Raw genomic sequence first — 18,473 nt, 5'->3', positions numbered from 1 at the left:
CTATCTTAAGAGATAAAGTTCCTTTTTAGACGGCTTCAGGCGTAAAGCCCAAATCCTCCAGTTCGCCCACGGCGGTCTTCACGGAGTTCTCGTCGCCGTCCACCGTCACATTTTTATTCTCCAGAGAAACCTCGAAGTTCAGGCTTGCCTTGGTCAGGGCCTCCGTAATACGGCGGACGCAGTTTTCGCACATCATGTCAGGTACGGAAATGGTTTTCATCATACATGTCTCCTTTTTATGATTTGATTTGTTTTATCGCTTGCGGTCCGCAAACGCGGGCCGTTCACTTCATCAGCTTTTGCAGGGTGTTCATCAGTTCGTCCACCACCTCGGTGCGTCCGGACTGAATGTCCTGCACCACGCAGGTTTTTACGTGATTGCCCAGCAGTTCCCGGGCAAAGGCGTTTAGCGCGGCCTGCACCGCCGAAACCTGCGTGAGAATATCGGTGCAGTAGACTTCTTTTTCCACCATTCCCCGGATGCCCCGCACCTGTCCCTCTATGCGGTTCAGGCGACGGAGCAGAGCGTCCGCCTCGGCGGGTTCCCGGTGCTTGTGGCGTGTACAGCAGATACAGTTTTCCCCGGTGTCGGGGCACTTCTTTTCCTCCATTTGCAAATTCTCCTTACAGCAGCTTCCTGCGGCCCAGCCGCAGGGCGTTGCCCACCACACTGATGGAGCTGAGGGACATTGCCGCGCCCGCCAGCATTGGGGTGAGCAGTAGTCCGTGACTCAGATACAGGGCGCCGGCGGCAATGGGGATGCCCACGGTGTTGTAGCAAAACGCCCAAAACAGGTTTTGCTTGATGTTTCGGATGGTCAGGCGGCTGAGCCGGATGGCCCGGGCCACGTCCTTCAAGTCGCCCCGCATGAGAATCACCTGTGCGGACTCGATGGCTACGTCGCTGCCGTTTCCGATGGCGCAGCCGATGTCCGCTTGAGCAAGAGCGGGCGCATCGTTGATGCCGTCGCCTACCATCATCACGGTCTGGCCCTCTTCCTGAAGGCGGCGGATGATTCCGGCCTTCTCTTCCGGCAGAACCTCCGCCACCACCTCGTCCACGCCCACCTGGGCGGCGATGACTTCGGCGGCGGCACGGTTGTCGCCGGTGAGGAGCACAGTGCGGATGTTTTGGGCCTTGAGGGCAGCGATGGCCTCCGCGCTGGAGGGCTTTACACGGTCTGCCACGGAAATCAGGCCTAGCAGAGTTCCGTCTTTTGCAAAGTACATGGGCGTCTGCGCTTGCGCGGACAGCCGCGCCGCGTCTGCTTCCAGTGCCGTCAGGTCCACGCCGGACTCCTCCATCAGCCTGCGGTTGCCCGCAAGGACGGTACCGTGGGCCGTCTCGGCCCGCAGGCCCCGGCCGGACAGGTTCTCAAATTTCTCCGGCGCGTCCAGTGCGGGCAGTTCCCGGTGCTTGGCTTCCTCCACGATGGCGGAGGCCAAGGGGTGCTGAGACACAGACTCTACGCCCGCCGCCAGCGCCAGAAGCTGATTTTCTTCTATGCCGAGGGGAAGAATCTCCGTCACCGCAGGCTTTCCCTCGGTAACGGTGCCGGTTTTATCCAGCACCACGGCGGAGGTCTTATGAGTGATTTCCAGCGCCTCGCCGCTGCGGATCAAAATGCCGTTGGAAGCGCCAAGGCCGGTTCCCACCATGATGGCGGTGGGCGTGGCAAGACCTAACGCGCAGGGGCAGGCGATGACCAGCACGGTGGTGAACACCCGCAGGGCAAAGGGAAAGTCCTGCCCCGCAATGAGCCATGCGGCTGCGGCCAATATTGCAATCACGATCACCACCGGGACAAATACTCCTGCCACCTTGTCCGCCACGCGGGAGATGGGGGCCTTTTTTCCCTGTGCATCCTCCACGAAGCGAATGATTTTGGAGAGGGTGGAATCCTCGCCCACCCGGGTTACGGAGACGTACAGCACCCCGTCGCCGTTGATGCTGCCACCGATGACGGAGCTGCCCTCCGCTTTTTCAACGGGCAGGCTCTCGCCGGTGAGCATAGCCTCGTTGACGCTGCTCTCGCCCTTAGTTACGGTGCCGTCGGCGGCGATTTTTGCGCCGGGCTTTACGAGAATCAGGTCTCCGGCCTTTAGGGAGGCGGTGGGCACTTCTGTGCCGTTCTCCGCCATAATCGCCACATCGGGACGCAGGTCCATCAGTCGGGTAATCGCACCCTTGGTCTTCTGCACGTTGCGGCTCTCTAAGAATTTACCCACCATGATCAGGGTCAGCACCACGGCCGCGGACTCATAGTAGAGGTGATGGACGTGGTGGGGAACGTCGGAAATCAGGTAGGTCATGGCAAGGGAGTACAAAAATGAGCAGGTGCTGCCGATGGCCACCAGAGAATCCATATTGGGATTGCGGTGCCACAGGGCTTTCAGACCGCTGATCATATAGCTCCGCCCGAACCACAGCACTGGGATGGTGAGAAGAATCTGCGTGATTGCGTAGTTTACCGGATGGGACCCCATGGACAGAATGTCCGGCAGGGGCAGGGGCGTGGGCAGCATCTGTCCCATGGATACATACAGCAAAATCACCGTAGTGATGATCGCGCCGATAAGGTTTCGCTTGGTGCGTTGAAGCTCCAGCGCGCCTTCGTCAATCTCTTCCTTCGGCTTGGTCTGCCCGCGCTCCTCCTTGGGTTTGCAGCCAAAGCCCGCCTTTTCCACCTTTTTGACGATGTCCTCCGGCGCGGTTTGGCCCTCGTCGTATTCAATAGACAGCACACCGGTGGTAAGATTTACCTCGCTGCGGGAAACTCCCGGCAGCTTCCGGGTCACCCTTTCCACGGACGAGCTACACGCTGCGCAGTGCATACCGATGATATTATAAGCTTCCTTGCGCATAATTGGCTCCTTTCTCTGTTTGGGGAATATACCCCCTTGGGGTATTCTTTTACACCCTCATGATATACCCTGTGGGGGTATATGTCAAGGGCGTTTTTTGTTTTTGAGGAACTTTCTATGCGCAGTCTGCCCCGAAATAAAGCAGTTCACCCGCTTTACGGAGATTTGGGGAAAAGGCTGCTTGCCGGGGACGCTTTCGGGCGGTGTGGTCAGCTGGTCACGGAACGGGCATGGCCGTTGGGCTGCTTGATATGGGATGGGATGCTTCCTGCGTGCAGATATCCCAAATGCGAAAAAAGGCCGGAGCAATTTGCTCCGGCCTTTTTAATGCCCTAATCCTTTGCCCACGGGTAAAGCCAACGGCTTCTCAGAATGGCAAATTTTACTGCGGATTTTATCAGCGTTCCTTCATCCGAATCAAAGTTTCAATCAGCTCCACAGTGCCCTCGTACCCGAAAATGCTGCTGTCCAGACAGAAATCGTAGCTGTCCACAGCGCCCCACTTTTTGGCGGAGTAATACTCGTAGTAGCTGGCGCGGCGTTTGTCTGTCCGCAGAATTTGCTGGCGGGCCTGCTCTATTTCCAGCTTCTGCCGCCGGGCCTCCACGGCAATCCGACGATCCAAAGGCGCGTGGATAAACAGGTTCAACACGTTGTCCCGATTCTCCAGCGCATAGTCCGCACAGCGGCCGATGATGACGCAAGGACCGTCGTCCGCAGCGCGGCGGATAGCGCCAAAGGTGGCCTGATATACTTGCTGCTCCAGCGAATCGCTGACGCCTGCGCCCGGCAGCGCAAACATGTAGGAGTCCATGGCGATGGAATACAGCAGGCTTTTTGGGCGTTCGTCAAAGCTGTCGAACAGTTTTTCGTTCAGGCCGCTCTCTTCCGCCGCCTTGCGCAGCAGCTCCTTGTCATAGAAGGGGATCCCCAGCTTTTTTGCAAGGCGCAGGCCAATTTCCCGGCCCCCGCTGCCAAGTTGGCGGCCGATGGTGACGACGGTTCTCATAAAAGTGATTCCCCTCTCTTGCGGCAACGCTTGGCTGGTTGGGTCAGTTTCCTTCGGGTATGGGTTTTCCCAGCCTGCGGTACATCGTCTTTTTCACTGCCCGCAGGATATTTTCATACCCCGTGCAGCGGCACAGATGGCCCGAAAGCAGCTTACGCAACTGGTCGTCCGTATATTCCTCGCCGGTTTCCAGAATCTCCACGGCGGTGAGAATGAAGCCCGGGGAGCAAAAGCCGCACTGAATGGCGGCTTCGTCCACAAAGGCCTGCTGAATGTCGGCCAGCTCGCCTTTGGGACCCAGTAGGCCCTCCAGCGTACGGATGGACTTGCCATCCGCCCAAACCGCAAGGTAAATACAAGAGTTGAATGCCTCGCCGTCGATAAGGACGTTGCACGCGCCGCACTCGCCCACCTCGCAGCCTTTTTTCACCGAGGTCATGCGGAAATCGTTGCGGAGCATATCCGTCAAGGACGCCCGTGTGTCCACCACTCGCTCGACCTCCTTGCCGTTGAGGGTGAAACGGACGGGTTTATACTGCATTACATGCTTTTCCATCACAGCGCACCTCCCGCCAGCCGAACACTCTCAATAAATCCACGTTTGGCGCTTTCCACGGCGATGTGCAGTCGGAAATCCCGACTGGCGCGCCAACTGTCTCTGGGGTTGATGTCCTCTTTCACCGCCTGGGCAAACCGCTCGGCCAATTCCTCGGATACCGGCTGACCATTTGCGGTTTTCTCCGCTGTTTCGGCCCGCAGGGGAATCGGACCTGCCACGCCGAAGGCCACCCGTGCCCGCTCCACGGTCTTTTTATCGGCAGACAGCCGCACGTTTACGGAGGTGCCAAGCGTTGCGATGTCCATGGCGTTGCGCATGGCGTATTTGATATAGTGGCCATAGGCGTTTTCATAGCTCCCCCGGGGAATCAGGACGGCGGTTTGAATTTCGCCCTCCCGGATATCCACCTTACCGGCCTTGATATAAAATTCCTGGATGGGCAGGCGGCGCACGCCCTCCGGCCCGGTCAGCTCAATCACCGCGTCCCAGGCGAACAGCGTGGCGGCGGAGTCGGCGGAGGTCACGCCGTTGCAGGTGTTCCCTCCGATGGTGCCGATGTTGCGAATTTGCGGGCCGCCCACTTGATCCACCGCCTGACCCAGCACGTTGACGTATTGCTGAATTAGGGGGTGCTTGGTAATGTGGGAAAAGCTGGTGAGGGAGCCAATGCGCAGCGTGGCGTCCTCTTCCAGACAAACGCCCCGCAGAGCGTCAATGCCATAGATAGAAATCAGCTCCGCACCGGCCCGCTTTCCCTCCCGCATCTGGACCAGCACGTCGGACCCGCCGGCGATAATCTGGGCCTGCGGATGCTCCGTGCGGAGAGAGACGGCCTCTTCCACGGTCGTTGCCTCGTAAAGGGCTTTCATGTCATACATATCGTCTTCCTCCTCTCAGTCCTGAATCAGCCCTGCCGCGCGGAACTCCGCGTACAGCACATGGGGCGTGATGGGGCAGCGGTCAATGGATACGCCGGTAGCGTTCAAAATAGCATTGCGGATGGCGGGTGCGCCGGAGCAGGCGGGGGGTTCGCCCAGCGCCTTGGTTCCATAAGGGGAGGTAGGCTCCGCGTTTTCCACAAACTGTCCCTCCAGATGGGGATGGTCCAAGAAGGTGGACAGCTTGTAGTCCAGCAGATTGTCGTTCAGGGGCTTTCCAGTCTTCTCGTCAAATTTCAGCTCTTCCGACAATCCGTAGCCAATGGCCATGGACATGCCGCCGTGGACCTGCGCCTCCGCAAGCTGGGGGTTGATGAGGGTGCCGCAGTCGTGGACGTTCACCAGCTCCAAAAGCTTCACCTTGCACATGGGGATATCCACCTCCACCTCGGCAAAGGAGCAGCCGAAGGAATAGGCGTTGCTACGGATACTGGCGGTGGTTTCGGCGGTGATGTGGTGGCTGTCGTTCACGGAGTAGAGCGCTTCCATCGCCACGTCTCCCAAGGTTTTCAAAATCCGCCCGTCAGATTTGCGGACAATATTGCCGTCTGCCAAATCCAGATTGGAAACCGGCATGCGGGTTTGCTCATGGGCGATATCCAAAATCCGCTTCCGCAGGGCAAGGCCGGTCTGCATAATGGAAAAGCCGCCGATATAGGTTTGCCGGGAAGCGTAGGCGCCCGTACCGAAGGGGGTGATGTCGGTGTCCTGTGTAGAGACGACGTGGACGTTTCCCACAGGCACGCCCACCGCGTCGGCTACCATCTGGGAGTAGGCGGTGTCGCAGCCCTGACCGATTTCCGTCTCTCCAGTCTGGAACTGAAGGGACCCGTCCTGATTCAGCACCATCCGGCAGGAGGAGCTTTCCATGGAAATGGGCCACACGGCGGTGTTGTACCAGAACACCGCGCAGCCGATGCCCCGGCGGATGGGGCCGGTCTGGTTCTTATATTCCTCGTATTTGCGCTGGAAGTCAATGTAGGCCATGCCCTTGTCCATGCACTGATTGAAGGTGTCGGTATACAGCTCGTTTTTGGAGAAGGCGTCCACATACCCGACAGGCATCAGATGCGCCCGGCGGTAAGCCACGGGGTTTTGGCCCAGCGCCTTTGCCACGTCTTCAATGTGGCTCTCTCCGGCAAACATGGCCTGCGGGATGCCGTAACCCCGCATGGCGCCTGCGGCGGGCCGGTTGGTGTACACGGACCACGCGTCGCACTCCACGTTGTCGCAGGGATAAAGCTGGGGGAACGCGCCCATGCCCTTGGCCACCACGCCGTGGCCGTGGGAGGCATAGGACCCCTGATTGGAAAATGCCTCGAACTTCCGGGCCACAAGCGTTCCGTCGGGACGAACCCAAGAGATGATGTGGGTGCGGATGGCGTGGCGGACGCGGTTTGAGACAAACGTCTCCTCCCGGGTGCAATCCAGCTTCACAAGCCGCCCGCCGACCATAGAGCTGAGCCACGCGCACAGGGGCTCGTACAGCGCGTCCTGCTTGTTGCCGAAGCCGCCGCCGATATAGGGCTTGATGATGCGGACATTGCCCCATGGAATGCCCATGGCCTGCCCCACCACCCGGCGGACAATGTGGGGAATCTGGGTGGAAGAAACGACCACCATCCGGCCCGACTCCTCATAGGCAAAGCAGCCGTGGTTTTCAATATGGCAGTGCTGAACGGTAGGGGTGTCGTACCAGCCCTCCACACGGATCAGGCCTGGCTCCTGAATGGCGGACTGATAGTCGCCGCGTTGAATCTCGGTATGGGCAAGGATATTTCCGGGGTAGTTTTCATGAATCTGGGGTGCGTCCGGCTCCATGGCCTTCTGCGGGTCCAGCACAAAGGGAAGCTCCTCGTATTCCACCTTGATGGCCCGGATGGCCTGCATGGCCGCCACCTCGTCCTCTGCCACCACGGCGGCTACGTCGTCTCCGTAGTACCGCACATGTTGGTTCAGCAGCTTCCGGTCCGCCACGTCCTGATGGTGGGGGTCCATGGACCACGGGTGGCCCGCGGTGGGGAAAGGGATATCAGGTACGTCGAAGCAGGTGAGGATTTTCACCACGCCGGGAATGCCCTCCGCCTCGCTGATATCAACGGACTTCACGTATCCGTGGGCGATGGAGCTGTGCTTGATTTTGGCGATCAGGGCAGAGCCGTCGCACAAATCATCCATGTATTTTGCACGGCCCGTGGCCTTTTCGTATGCGTCCACGCGCACGATGCTTTTGCCGACGCTTTTGCTCATGGTTTGGCCTCCTTTTTATTCACTGAACCGTTCCCGCCCCCTTGACTGGCTGTGGGAAAAGTGGATATACTATGGGGTAATATGAAAAACCAAAACGAAGTTTGGGGGTTCCCGTATGAAAAAACCGGGCTGTGTGGTGCTGGCCGCTGGAAACGCCAGCCGCTTTGGGAAAAATAAGCTGGAAGCCGCGCTGGACGGACGTTCTTTGATTCTGCGCTCTTTGGAGACGGTTCCAACGGAGTGCTTTTCCTCCGTGGTGGTGGTCACCCAGTATCCGGACGTTCTAAAGCTGGCGGGGGAGTTTCATTTCGCCGCTCTGCACAACGACAGGCCGGAGCTGGGCCTGAGCCGCTCCCTTCAGTTGGGGCTTACGGCGCTGCGGGATTGCACCGCCGTGTGCTTTCAGGTATCCGACCAGCCGCTTCTGCGGCGGGAATCCGTGGCCGCTCTGGTGAATTTCTGGCGTGAGGAGCCGGAGAAGCTTGCCGCCCTTTCCCACGGCGGCGTCCGGGGAAATCCCTGCATCTTTCCCGAGAAGTTCTATCCAGAGCTGATGGAGCTTTCCGGCGATGTGGGCGGCGCGGCGGTAATCCGCCGCCACGAAGATGAGCTGCGGCTTTTGGAGGTTCCCCCCGGGGAACTGTGGGACGTGGACACGCCGCAGGCGCTGCGCCGGGCGAAGGATTTGCTGGGAGAGGGGATCATCCTATGAATTTTCTGGTTGTGGGCCTTGGCGGCGGCTTGGGGGCCGTCGCCCGATATGGGATCGGGCTGCTCCCCTGGAAGGGGAGCTTTCCCGTTTCAACGCTTCTTGTGAATCTTTTAGGTGCGGTGGTCATCGGCTTTTTCACCGGCTATGCAGTCCGCCGCCGGATGGACGGACGACTTCTGCTTTTTTTGAAGACCGGGATGTGCGGCGGCTTTACCACCTTCTCCACCTTTTCGCTGGAGTCGGTGCATCTCATCGCAACAGGAAACCGCGGACAGGCCGCGCTGTACATATTCCTCAGCCTGACAGGCTGTCTTCTGGGGGTTTGGCTGGGTCAGGCCCTGAGCCGGACCCTGCCGGAATAAAAGCGGAAGCCCCCGGCGGTCCTCTCTTGGGAGGGCCGCTTTATTTTTTCGCGTAAGGCGTGTTCTCCAACGGCAGACTGCTGCGGAATACCCCGTCGTACCGGAAATAGGCATCCGCGATGGCGGGCGCGGTGGGAATGGAGGTGATTTCACCAATGCCGATGGCCCCCAGCGCCACGTTTAGGCCCGGTTTTTCCACAATCAGCGCCTTCACGTCAGGAATCTGGTTGGAGCGGAAAAGCCCCAGAGTGCCGTATTTCGCCAGGGGCTTGCAGTCTTGCAGCGGGTACTTTTCCGTCAGGGCAAAGCCCAGAGACATCACCACGCCGCCCTCAATCTGCCCCTCCACGGAGGTGGGGTTCACGGCCCGGCCCACGTCGTGGGCCGCCACAATCTGCTTCACCGTTCCGTCGTCGTTGAGAATGCAGATCTGGGTGGCATAGCCGTAGGCCACGTGGCTCACAGGGTTGGGCACGTCCGCGCCCAGAGGGTCGGTCTTCGCCAGATATTCTCCGTAAAATTCCTGCCCGTCTAAATCCGCCAGCGCTTTTCCATTCAGCGCCGCACAAAGCTGGTCACAGGCACGAAGACAGGCCTCGCCGGTAATCAGCGTCTGGCGGGAACCGGAGGTGGTGCCGGAGTCGGGGGCAAGATAGGTGTTGGACCGCTCGTAAATAATGTCGTCCCGCTTGAGGCCCGTTTTTTCCACGGTCATCTGCGTCAGGACCGTGCCCAGTCCCTGCCCGATGCAGGACGCACCGGCGAAAATGTGGAGCTTTCCGTCTGTCACCATCAGCTTTACCCGTCCGGTGTCGGGGATGCCCACGCCCACGCCCGCGTTTTTCATGGCGCAGCCGATGCCCACGTATTTTGCCCCGTCATAATAGGGCTTCACTGCCTCCAACGTTTCGGCAAGGCCGGTGGATTCGTCCACAATCTGCCCGTTGGGCAACTCCTGCCCGGGGCGGATGGCGTTGCGCCAGCGGATTTCCCAAGGTGTGATGCCCACCAGATATGCCATCTGGTTCAAAAGGCTTTCCACGCAGAAGCAGGTCTGGGTCACGCCGAAGCCCCGGAACGCGCCTGCGGGGGGATTGTTGGTGTAATAGGCCCAGCCGTCGATTTCAAAATTCTGATAGTTATAGGGTCCGGAGGCGTGGGTGCAGGCTCGTTCCAGCACTGGCCCGCCCAGTGACGCATAGGCCCCGGTGTCCGCGATGACCTCCGCCGCCACGCCCTGAATGATGCCGTTTTCGTCGCAGCCCATGGAAAACTCCATCTCCATGGGGTGGCGCTTGGGGTGGATGAGAAGACTCTCCGCCCGAGAAAACTTCACCTTCACCGGCCGCTTAGTAAGATATGCCACTAGCGCCGCGTGGTGCTGGACGCTTACGTCCTCCTTGCCGCCGAAGCCGCCGCCCACCAGCAGGTTTTTCACCTTCACCTTTTCGGCAGGCAGGCCAAGCATTCCCAAAATCTCGTGCTGGGTGTCGTATGCGCCCTGATCCGTGGACCAGACCACAACGCCGTCCCCCTCGGGGAAAGAGACGGCGCACTCCGGTTCCAAAAACGCGTGCTCTGTCCACGGTGTTGAAAAACGCTGAGTCAGCACATGCTTCGATTTGGCGATGGCCTCCGCCGGGTTGCCCCGCTGGATGTGCTTGTGAGAGAGAAGATTGCCGCTTTTGTGAACCAGCGGCGCGTCGGGCAGCATGGCGTCTCTGGGGCTGCGGACCATGGGAAGCTCCTCATAGTCAACTTTCACCAGCGCCTTGGCCTGCGCCAGAATTTCCTGCGTCTCGGCGGCCACCACGCAGATGGCATCTCCCAGGTAATGGGTGATATCGCCCACAGCGATCATGGTGTCCCAGTCCTTTGCAAGGTGGCCCACCTTGTTCTGTCCGGGAATATCCTCCGCCGTGAAAATGCCCACCACACCGGGAAGGGCCTTGGCTTCTTCCGTATGGATGGACAGCACCCGCGCACGGGGATAGGCGCTGCGCACCGCGCTGGCGTATATCATTCCGTCCAGATACACATCGTCGGGGTGCAGCCCCGTACCCGTCACCTTCTCCCGTACGTCGACACGGGGGACCCGGGCGCCAAGGCCCCAGTCCTCGGGCGGCGCGGGAATCTCTCCGGCGCGGAGCACCTCCGCCGCCAGCAAAATCCCGTCGATAATCTTCACATACCCAGTGCAGCGGCAGATGTTGTTGCGGATGGCAAAAGCCGCTTCCTCCCGGGTGGGGCTGGGGTTGCCGTCTATCAGCGCCTTGGCCGAAATCACCATGCCCGGAATGCAGAATCCGCACTGCACGGCCCCCGCCGTGCCAAAGGCATAGGCAAACGCGTCCTTTTCAAAATCGCTTAGGCCCTCCACCGTTACAATGGTTTTTCCCTCCAGCTTGTCGGTCTGGGGAATGCAGGCCTTGGTGGGCTTTCCGTCCACCAGCACCGTGCAGGTGCCGCACGCGCCCTCACTGCACCCGTCCTTTACGGAAGTTAGATGCAGCTCGTCCCGCAGGAAACGGATGAGCTTTTGGTTGTTCGGCACGGTTACAGCTTTGCCGTTTACGGTAAATGTTGCCATCGTGTACTCCTCCTTCAGCTCCGTGCCCGCCCCGGTCCCACGGCTATCAATGGGCTGCACTTACATTCCTGAAAGGTCAACCTTTGAGGCAATTATACAATACCTTTTTGTCTGGTGCAATCTTTGTTTATGCAGTTCGTTATACCACTTGTAGTATCACGGGTTGTGATGGGCCAACTCCCAGCCCACCAGCAGCGCGCCCCGGCGGACTGAGATCACAGCCTCGGACTCAAGGAAATGATTGCTGACGCCCAGCGGAAATTCCGGCGTGAGCACGGCATTACTCAGGGGATATTGAAACCCCTTCTCGTCCACGCCCTCCGCCCGATCCCCCAAGCAGAACGCGGAAAACAGGCCCCACTCCATCTCTTTTTGGATGGTGAGGGACTCGTTTTCAATGGCTGTCCAGAGGAAATCGTCGCCGTACAGCCACCCCCGGACCCCTTTGCGGCGAAGAAACAGCAGGGATTGGAGGTTTGCCAGAGTGTGGTCCAGTCGTTTCCCGCCGGTAAATCCGTAGAGGTAAAACACGTCGCAGCCCTTTTCAAGCCCCGTTTTCAAAGCCAGCATGGCGTCGGTGTCGTCTTTTTCCACCGGGGACCGGTGTACAGCCACGCCCGACGGCTCTTCCATGGAGTCAAAGTCGCCAAGCACAAGGTTCGGTGCGATGCCAAGCTTTTGGCACAGAAGATAACCCGCGTCGGCGGCAATGATAAGGTCGCCGGGGGCAGGACGCTCCCGCAGGCCATAAAAGCTGCCCGCGGCGAAAATAAAACAGCGTTTCATAGATGCTTCCTCTGTTTCTCCCGATTCCGGGCGGGCAAAGGATTTGCCTGCCGGTTTTTGGCAGATTATAGCATAATTTGCACCAATTGACAAACAGGGGGCTGACAAACAGACCCCGGCTCCGCCGAAAGCAGAGCCGGGGTTTTTCGGGGAAATTCCGCTTTTTTGGCGCGGGCAGGTATTACATAATGTGTTCTTCACAGAAATTGTCCACTACCCGCACGCCCATCTCGCCCCGATTGGCCACGGGGAAGAGTGCAATGCTCGTCGGGTCAAAGGCCGGGCAAAGCCGCTTTTCCGGCTCTAGGCGCAGGGCGGGCGCGTGCCTGACGGAACGGTCGGGCCGCTGTTTTTTGCTCATAAAATCACCCTTTGCTAGTTTGTGACCGGGTGCAAAAAGTATTCAAGGTATTTTTTAAAAAAAGGGGTTGACAACTCCGGAATTTTTTGTATAATAATATCTGTTCGCTGCACAGATTGCTTGTACTGCGGACAACAGATAGCGGGTTTGTGTAATGGTAGCACGCCGGACTCTGACTCCGTCTGTGAGGGTTCGAATCCTTCACCCGCTGCCAAAGGAAAAACTCTTGGAACCATTGGATTACAGTGGTTCCAAGAGTTTTTTGTGCTGATTAGGACTGCACTCCACTTTTTATTATTCCCGTTTGAGCCTGCTTGCATCTTATTTTAATGTTGCAAATTTGTTGAACTCATTTAAACTAATTAGTCGTGAGTTAGATTAATGGTATGCACTTGGATTAAGTTGGAACCAACATGAATAATGGAATATGCAGTAATGTTTTTGGTACGTTCCTCGGCGGATACCAGCTATAGAAAGAACTAATTAAATGATAAGGTAAAGAAAACCACTCGCCCTTATAGGGCGAGTGGTTTTGGTTTATCCGTTACTCACGGCTTATCACACAGCCGAATAGGTCGTTTACGAAAATAACATTAAAGAACAAGATGCCTATGGAGAATGTTTATACTCAGTCCAGAATAAGAATAGAAGGTAAATTTATATGCTAAGCACAATGACCAACCATTAGTATAGGGCTGGCGAGCAGTCAATAGATATATCTTGAAAAAACAGGCACGGAAGCCTTTTATTTGGAACTGTACAATCATAGATCGCTGCGCAGCAGAAAATTGCCACAAAACAGAGGTGTGGCGCAAGGAGTGTAGAATCAATGACAGATATTGAAATCAGGCATCTTAGCAAGACGGAGCTGTTGAGTATCCTACGGGATCAGGAAGCTGAACTGGAGCAGCAGCGGACACAGATTGCAAAACTGCAGTCCCAGCAAAAAGCCCAGATTATCCAGATGGAAGAGTGCGGATCCATCGCAGAGGCTTCCCTGCAAATCAATCAGATTTTTCAGGTGGCGCAGGTTTCGGCGGATCAGTATCTTGCCAGCATACGCCAAAAAGAGGTGGATGCGGAAAAGAAAGCACGCCAGGTGGAGACCGAGGCAAACGAGCGGGCGGAAGCGCAGCTTCGGGCCACCGATATAATATGCCGGCAGGCGGAAGAGGAGAGCCAGAGAAAGGCCGCGGCCTTCTGGGATGCGCTGCAACTGCAGCTGAATCAGTTTTACAACAGCCATGAGGGACTAAAGGATATGCTGACAGCATGCGGATTTGATATACAGATTCCCAATCGGGGCAATTGAGTAAGAGATGGGAACGCAGAAAAACACACGTCCTACGCTGGTGCAATTAAACCAGGAATTGGATCGGCGCCACCATAAAAAAGCATTTAACAGGGCACTGCGGGGCACAGTCTGGACTTTGGTGGTTGTGGCCGCCGTAGCCATTATCTGCTCAACGTTCTTTTTTTCAGTCCTTCAGATCGAAGGTAGCAGTATGGAGCCTACTTTAAACGAGGGGGAACTGGTGGTCGCATCAAAGTCAAAGCATTTTCAACGGGACGATATTATCGCTTTTTATTACAATAATAAAGTTTTGTTGAAACGAGTGATGGGGTTTCCCGGCGAATGGATTAATATTGATCAAGATGGAATTGTTTACATAGACAGCCAGGCGCTGGAGGAACCTTATGTTCAAGAGAACGCGTTGGGACAGTGTGACATTACGCTTCCCTGCCAGGTTCCGGAGGAGCGCTGGTTCGTACTCGGCGACCATCGGGCAACGTCGGTGGACAGCCGTTCCAAGGTAATTGGAAACGTTGCAGAGGAACAGCTGGTCGGAAAAGTAGTATTTCGGATCTGGCCACTTTCTAAATTAGGATCTGTCAATTGAGTATTTAGTTCTTCAGGAAGGGGGTGATTGGTTGTTACAAAAATACAATACGGAGAGCCAGCTCATAGTTTTTATTCAAAAACGCAAAAAATGGAAAAAAGTGTTTTTCACTCTGTCCATTTTATCGTTTTTAGTGGCTATGAGCACTTTTCGTCTGCTGACGCTTCCTGCTGTGACGCTAACTGAAGATCCAAACACCATGGAGACCAGCGAGAATTCAGCTTCCTCTGAGGAGGCTCTGCCCGGAGAAGATGGGGAAAACACAGATGAAGCGACGGGGACCGGGGATGTTGCCTCCGGCACAGAGCCGGGGAGCGATGAGGGAGACACGCCCGGCACAGAGCCGGGGAGCGATGAGGGAGACACGCCCGGCACGGAGCCGGGTAGCGATGAGGGAAACACGCCCGGAACAGAGCCGGGGAGCGATGAGGGAAACACGCCCGGCACAGAGCCGGGGAGCGATGAGGGAAACACACCGGGAACGGAGCCGGGGAGCGATGAGGGAAACACGCCCGGAACGGAGCCGGGGAGCGATGAGGGAAACACGCCCGGCACAGAGCCGGGAACCGATGAGGGAGACACGCCGGGAACGGAGCCCGTTCCCAGTGCTGAAGCGGAAAAAAACATCGATCCCGGCATTCCGCTCGACAGTTTGATCAAGGTGCCAGAGATCATTCAACCGTCTGAATACACCTATGACGACGGGAATGGTCTGACGGTCACAGCAGTCCCGCAGGATCCCGCCGCTATTCCAATGGACGCCGAGTTCCACGCGGGTCGGATCACGCAGGAGAGCGCCCCGGACCGCTATACGCAGCTTCAGCAGCTGCTGGTAGAGGAAGGTGGTCTGGTCAGTTCCACGGGGTTTAGCGCCTATGACATCTATTTCCTTCTGGATGGCCTGAAGGTGGAGCCGGGCGGGAGTGAAGTGGATGTAACCATTGTGGATACTACGGACAGTGCCGTCGCACCGGAGGAAGCCCAGGTTTTTCACGTTTTAAACGAGAACTCAGATCCCTCTCTCCAGAAGCTCGCAGTGGAGAATATTGCGGGCAGTTCAGCGGACATGTCGGACGCGGATCAGGGCATCACATTTACAACCGACAGTTTCTCAACGTTTGCGGTGGCGCCTAAGCTTCCCGTCAGCAGCACGCTGACTTATAAGCAGGTTCCTTCGGGTGCACCTGTTTTTACCAATTCCGAATATAATGTTGGCCGGCCGCTTGGCATTGCAGGACATTTCAGTCTGGTCGCTTTTGATACCTTATATATAAGCACGCATTGTAACGGAAACATACTGGCGCAAACCTTGAGCAAGGTCGGGGACTTTGGAACAAAGGGCCTGTCTCCGCTCAGTGAAGTCAGCTATGTTCAAAATTATCAGGACATGAATGGAAACGGTCCCGGAGACAACGAGCTGCTGGTGTTGGGCTCCGATAATGCGGTTGATACCACGGATGGCGGGAACCACTTTACGGTTAAAGGTCACAAATTATCTAACGCAACGGCCCTTTGGCAAGATCATGACACAAGCAGAACTCCCTTTATTGATCTCCAAGCGGTAAAAAGCGAAGCAGAGGGCATATCGTACAGTTTGTCCGCTATACACGATCAGAATATCGAAGTCTTTCTTGTAAATAGCGGGGACCAGACAAAAAGCGGCGTGACGCTGACCGAACCGGGCGGCGTCGGTGTCTACAAAACCACGGCAGATGCTTTGAGCGCATACAATTACTTCAACGTCCGCGGTCTTACGTTCAACGGCGGCGCCCTTTCAGGCGGCACGGTGATTATCAATGTGGATTGCACAGGATGGGACTCGCGTACGTTTAATATGCCGGAATGTAAGATTTATTCGGAGTCCGGCAATGCTCTGAATTTTGAAGAGGTGACGACTTTTACAAACGGAAGAGTCCTTTGGAACTTTACAAACTGCGATGGAATGACGATCAGTACAGGACTGGAATACTGCTCCATCCTCGCGCCGGGAGCAAACATCATAGTTAACCAAAATATAAACGGCACCGTTATTGGCAACAATGTTACGATCAATGCCGAAAACCATCGCGACGATTTTGTCGGTAAGCTTCCGAAGTCGTACGACTATGCCGTCAACAAGGTATGGAAGGACTTAAACGGCAATGTGCTGACCAATGCCGACCTCACGGACTGGAGCGTTGAGGTGGAGCTGCGTGACCAAAATGACAACCTCGTGGATAAGCAGATCTTAAGCAACAGCAACAATTGGAGGTATACCTGGTCTAATCTGGACCGGAACAAAACGTATACGGCTGTGGAGATTGGGGTCTATCGGAATGGAAATCCCACCAACCTGATTGGCCAGTTCACCCCCATCTCCGTCGATTCCGGCGGCAGTTGTACGATTACCAACAGCCAGACGAATTCTTATGAACTGCCGAACACCGGCGGGGCCGGAACCTATCCCTACACTGCCACCGGACTGAGCTTTCTGCTCCTGTCTTCCATTCTCCTATGGAAAAAGAAAAGGGAAGGGAGGGGTTCGGCATAACGGTACCTTTTGGATTCTCAACAAAAAAGTTAGTATAGTGGAAAAGGGGAAATTCGATGAAACCATTGAGAAGAGCATTCAACTTTTTACTGGCAGCGGCTTTGATGCTGGCACTGACCATTCCTGCATTCGCAGCCGACTATTCCATTGATGTTGAAAATGATGCCAGCAAGACCGGGGTATCAATCAACGGGAATACCTACTCAGCCTATAAGATTTTCAACGTAGTTTACGATACGACCAAGAAAGCTTTTTCCTATACGGTGGATAGCGACTGCCTGAACGTTACATACAATAGCCTTTCAGGTTCTGCTCTAATCAACTGGTTGTCGACGGCATCAGATGCGGACGTCCGCAGCTTTGCCGACGATGTCTACACAAAGTATATTGCGGATAAGCTGGTGGCTCCAGCCGGTTCTGCTACAGCCAGCGGTGAAAGAGCCTCGATTCCTTTGACTTCCGCTGGATACTATCTGGTTTACGGCACCGGCGGCAGTGGAGATACCACGGTGACCGCCTCTGTCTCCCTGACCACCGCAAAACCCACCGCAATTATTCAACCAAAGCTGAGCGTGCCCACGCTGACAAAAGAAATTCAACACAATGAATTGAGTTCTTGGGGCAATGTGGGCGACAACCAGATCGGTGACACGGTACACTACCGTACGATCACCTCGGTGCCCGATACCAACAATTACACCACCTATACCTATGTGATCCACGATACCATGAGCGACGGACTCACGTTTGACCCCAGTTCCCTGATGATCAAGATCAATGACGAGGACAGCAAGGTATTGACACTAAACACCGACTATACGATTACATCCGATGCGCATTCTTTCACGGTTGCCTTCAGCAATGTAAAAGCTCTCATCGCGGCCCAAAGCCTCACTACGACTGATCGCTTCTATGTTTACTACAACGCCACTTTAAATGAAAGTGCGAAGATATACACGGAGGGTTCCAATGACAACACCGCTTATCTGGAATACAGCAACAGCCCCTATGATGACGGTCACGGCGAGACGCCGCCGGTGAAGGTTTATGACTGGACCTTTACCATGGATGTAAACAAGACGGATAAAGATAGCCGCCCTTTGACAGGAGCGGAGTTTATCCTGAATACGGACAGTAATTCCACCAATAGCCCCATCGCGCTGATCAAAAGCGGTAGCAGCTATACGATTGCGCCCTCCGGAACAACCGGTACTGTCACCACCATTTCCGCGGGTTCCATCGTGATTAAGGGTCTGGACGATTCCACCATCTATTACCTGCACGAGACAAAGGCTCCCGACGGTTATAATCTGCTGCCCGATCCCGTCAAAATTCAAATCAGCGCAGGTTATGATGCGAACGGTGCGCTGCTCAGCAATTCTCCCACAGTTGCCGTGGACGGTGAGGCTGCAAGCAGCACGCTAAGAACCAACGTCGTGAACCTGACCGGCAATGAACTGCCCTCCACCGGTGGCATGGGTACCACGATCTTCTATGCCGTCGGCAGCATGCTGGCGGTCGGCGCCGGAATTATGCTGATTGCCCGTAAGCGTGTAAAGAACGAAAACTAATCGACTTTTTCTATAATAATTCTAATATGAATACTGCTC

At 56.2% G+C, this 18,473-nt stretch carries 16 protein-coding genes and 1 tRNA gene; 7 read left to right on the top strand and 10 right to left on the bottom strand.

The genetic code is table 11. The annotated features are described in order from the left end of the window. Nucleotides 1–25 precede the first annotated feature (25 nt). From RTU96_RS07380 to xdhA, 7 genes are all read right to left on the bottom strand, one after another. Nucleotides 26–223, bottom strand: coding sequence for a heavy metal-associated domain-containing protein (locus RTU96_RS07380; protein WP_312281790.1), 198 nt, complete (start codon nucleotides 221–223; stop codon nucleotides 26–28). 61 nt (nucleotides 224–284) lie between these two features. Then, nucleotides 285–611: a metal-sensing transcriptional repressor gene (locus RTU96_RS07375; RefSeq protein ID WP_312635894.1), complete on the bottom strand. Its 327-nt coding sequence runs from the start codon at nucleotides 609–611 to the stop codon at nucleotides 285–287. A gap of 13 nt (nucleotides 612–624) precedes the next feature. Further along, a complete protein-coding gene (locus tag RTU96_RS07370; protein WP_312635893.1) occupies nucleotides 625–2,865 on the bottom strand; it encodes a heavy metal translocating P-type ATPase in 2,241 nt (746 codons plus the stop codon). Between the two features lie 397 nt (nucleotides 2,866–3,262). Further along, entirely contained in the window at nucleotides 3,263–3,874 is a 612-nt protein-coding gene (locus RTU96_RS07365) for a cytidylate kinase-like family protein (RefSeq protein WP_312635892.1), read from the bottom strand. A 43-nt stretch (nucleotides 3,875–3,917) separates the two neighbouring features. Continuing rightward, nucleotides 3,918–4,430 (bottom strand): xanthine dehydrogenase subunit XdhC, encoded by a 513-nt coding sequence (gene xdhC / locus RTU96_RS07360; RefSeq protein WP_312635890.1) that lies wholly within the window; start codon nucleotides 4,428–4,430, stop codon nucleotides 3,918–3,920. Next, nucleotides 4,430–5,311 carry a xanthine dehydrogenase subunit XdhB gene (xdhB, locus tag RTU96_RS07355; protein ID WP_312635889.1) on the bottom strand — a complete coding sequence of 294 codons (882 nt, stop codon included), beginning with the start codon at nucleotides 5,309–5,311 and terminating at the stop codon, nucleotides 4,430–4,432. Before xdhB ends, xdhC begins: the two co-directional genes overlap by 1 nt. 15 nt (nucleotides 5,312–5,326) lie before the next feature. Continuing rightward, nucleotides 5,327–7,621: a xanthine dehydrogenase subunit XdhA gene (gene xdhA, locus RTU96_RS07350; RefSeq protein WP_312635887.1), complete on the bottom strand. Its 2,295-nt coding sequence runs from the start codon at nucleotides 7,619–7,621 to the stop codon at nucleotides 5,327–5,329. 115 nt (nucleotides 7,622–7,736) lie between these two features. On the opposite strand from xdhA, the gene RTU96_RS07345 reads away from it, so the two are divergent. Both RTU96_RS07345 and crcB read left to right on the top strand, forming a co-directional pair. Beyond that, entirely contained in the window at nucleotides 7,737–8,333 is a 597-nt protein-coding gene (locus RTU96_RS07345; protein WP_312635886.1) for a nucleotidyltransferase family protein, read from the top strand. Then, nucleotides 8,330–8,695 (top strand): fluoride efflux transporter CrcB, encoded by a 366-nt coding sequence (gene crcB, locus RTU96_RS07340; RefSeq protein ID WP_312635885.1) that lies wholly within the window; start codon nucleotides 8,330–8,332, stop codon nucleotides 8,693–8,695. Before RTU96_RS07345 ends, crcB begins: the two co-directional genes overlap by 4 nt. Nucleotides 8,696–8,735: 40 nt before the next feature. Here crcB and xdh read toward each other — a convergent pair whose 3' ends face one another. From xdh to RTU96_RS07325, 3 genes are all read right to left on the bottom strand, one after another. After that, on the bottom strand, nucleotides 8,736–11,285 hold the full coding sequence (gene xdh / locus RTU96_RS07335; protein ID WP_312635884.1) for a selenium-dependent xanthine dehydrogenase: 2,550 nt from the start codon (nucleotides 11,283–11,285) through the stop codon (nucleotides 8,736–8,738). A gap of 156 nt (nucleotides 11,286–11,441) precedes the next feature. Then, nucleotides 11,442–12,071, bottom strand: coding sequence for a thiamine diphosphokinase (locus RTU96_RS07330; protein ID WP_312635881.1), 630 nt, complete (start codon nucleotides 12,069–12,071; stop codon nucleotides 11,442–11,444). A 181-nt stretch (nucleotides 12,072–12,252) separates the two neighbouring features. Beyond that, a complete protein-coding gene (locus RTU96_RS07325) occupies nucleotides 12,253–12,432 on the bottom strand; it encodes a hypothetical protein (protein WP_312635879.1) in 180 nt (59 codons plus the stop codon). 140 nt (nucleotides 12,433–12,572) lie between these two features. On the opposite strand from RTU96_RS07325, the gene RTU96_RS07320 reads away from it, so the two are divergent. The 5 genes from RTU96_RS07320 (at nucleotide 12,573) to RTU96_RS07300 (ending at nucleotide 18,434) form a co-directional block, all read left to right on the top strand. Further along, nucleotides 12,573–12,646: transfer RNA gene (locus RTU96_RS07320), tRNA-Gln, on the top strand. A gap of 615 nt (nucleotides 12,647–13,261) precedes the next feature. Continuing rightward, nucleotides 13,262–13,744, top strand: coding sequence for a hypothetical protein (locus tag RTU96_RS07315; RefSeq protein WP_312635878.1), 483 nt, complete (start codon nucleotides 13,262–13,264; stop codon nucleotides 13,742–13,744). A 7-nt stretch (nucleotides 13,745–13,751) separates the two neighbouring features. Next, nucleotides 13,752–14,333 carry a signal peptidase I gene (gene lepB / locus RTU96_RS07310; protein WP_312635877.1) on the top strand — a complete coding sequence of 194 codons (582 nt, stop codon included), beginning with the start codon at nucleotides 13,752–13,754 and terminating at the stop codon, nucleotides 14,331–14,333. A 139-nt stretch (nucleotides 14,334–14,472) separates the two neighbouring features. After that, nucleotides 14,473–16,863 carry a choice-of-anchor A family protein gene (locus tag RTU96_RS07305; RefSeq protein WP_312635952.1) on the top strand — a complete coding sequence of 797 codons (2,391 nt, stop codon included), beginning with the start codon at nucleotides 14,473–14,475 and terminating at the stop codon, nucleotides 16,861–16,863. A gap of 65 nt (nucleotides 16,864–16,928) precedes the next feature. Beyond that, a complete protein-coding gene (locus RTU96_RS07300) occupies nucleotides 16,929–18,434 on the top strand; it encodes a SpaH/EbpB family LPXTG-anchored major pilin (protein WP_312635875.1) in 1,506 nt (501 codons plus the stop codon). The last annotated feature ends 39 nt before the right edge of the window (nucleotides 18,435–18,473 follow it).

Source organism: Oscillibacter sp., assembly GCF_032018205.1.
Lineage (GTDB): Bacteria > Bacillota > Clostridia > Oscillospirales > Oscillospiraceae > Oscillibacter.
Note: the sequence above shows the minus strand (reverse complement) of the source record. Positions and strands in the feature narration are given on the sequence as shown.

Coding starts and splice junctions, on each gene's coding strand:
- xdhB (WP_312635889.1), bottom strand. CDS start 5,311: ATGTATGACATGAAAGCCCTTTACGAGGCAACGACCGTGGAAGAGGCC.
- lepB (WP_312635877.1), top strand. CDS start 13,752: ATGGGAACGCAGAAAAACACACGTCCTACGCTGGTGCAATTAAACCAG.
- xdh (WP_312635884.1), bottom strand. CDS start 11,285: ATGGCAACATTTACCGTAAACGGCAAAGCTGTAACCGTGCCGAACAAC.
- xdhC (WP_312635890.1), bottom strand. CDS start 4,430: ATGGAAAAGCATGTAATGCAGTATAAACCCGTCCGTTTCACCCTCAAC.
- RTU96_RS07370 (WP_312635893.1), bottom strand. CDS start 2,865: ATGCGCAAGGAAGCTTATAATATCATCGGTATGCACTGCGCAGCGTGT.
- RTU96_RS07330 (WP_312635881.1), bottom strand. CDS start 12,071: ATGAAACGCTGTTTTATTTTCGCCGCGGGCAGCTTTTATGGCCTGCGG.
- RTU96_RS07325 (WP_312635879.1), bottom strand. CDS start 12,432: ATGAGCAAAAAACAGCGGCCCGACCGTTCCGTCAGGCACGCGCCCGCC.
- RTU96_RS07380 (WP_312281790.1), bottom strand. CDS start 223: ATGATGAAAACCATTTCCGTACCTGACATGATGTGCGAAAACTGCGTC.
- RTU96_RS07365 (WP_312635892.1), bottom strand. CDS start 3,874: ATGAGAACCGTCGTCACCATCGGCCGCCAACTTGGCAGCGGGGGCCGG.
- xdhA (WP_312635887.1), bottom strand. CDS start 7,621: ATGAGCAAAAGCGTCGGCAAAAGCATCGTGCGCGTGGACGCATACGAA.
- RTU96_RS07315 (WP_312635878.1), top strand. CDS start 13,262: ATGACAGATATTGAAATCAGGCATCTTAGCAAGACGGAGCTGTTGAGT.
- RTU96_RS07375 (WP_312635894.1), bottom strand. CDS start 611: ATGGAGGAAAAGAAGTGCCCCGACACCGGGGAAAACTGTATCTGCTGT.
- RTU96_RS07345 (WP_312635886.1), top strand. CDS start 7,737: ATGAAAAAACCGGGCTGTGTGGTGCTGGCCGCTGGAAACGCCAGCCGC.
- RTU96_RS07305 (WP_312635952.1), top strand. CDS start 14,473: ATGAGCACTTTTCGTCTGCTGACGCTTCCTGCTGTGACGCTAACTGAA.
- crcB (WP_312635885.1), top strand. CDS start 8,330: ATGAATTTTCTGGTTGTGGGCCTTGGCGGCGGCTTGGGGGCCGTCGCC.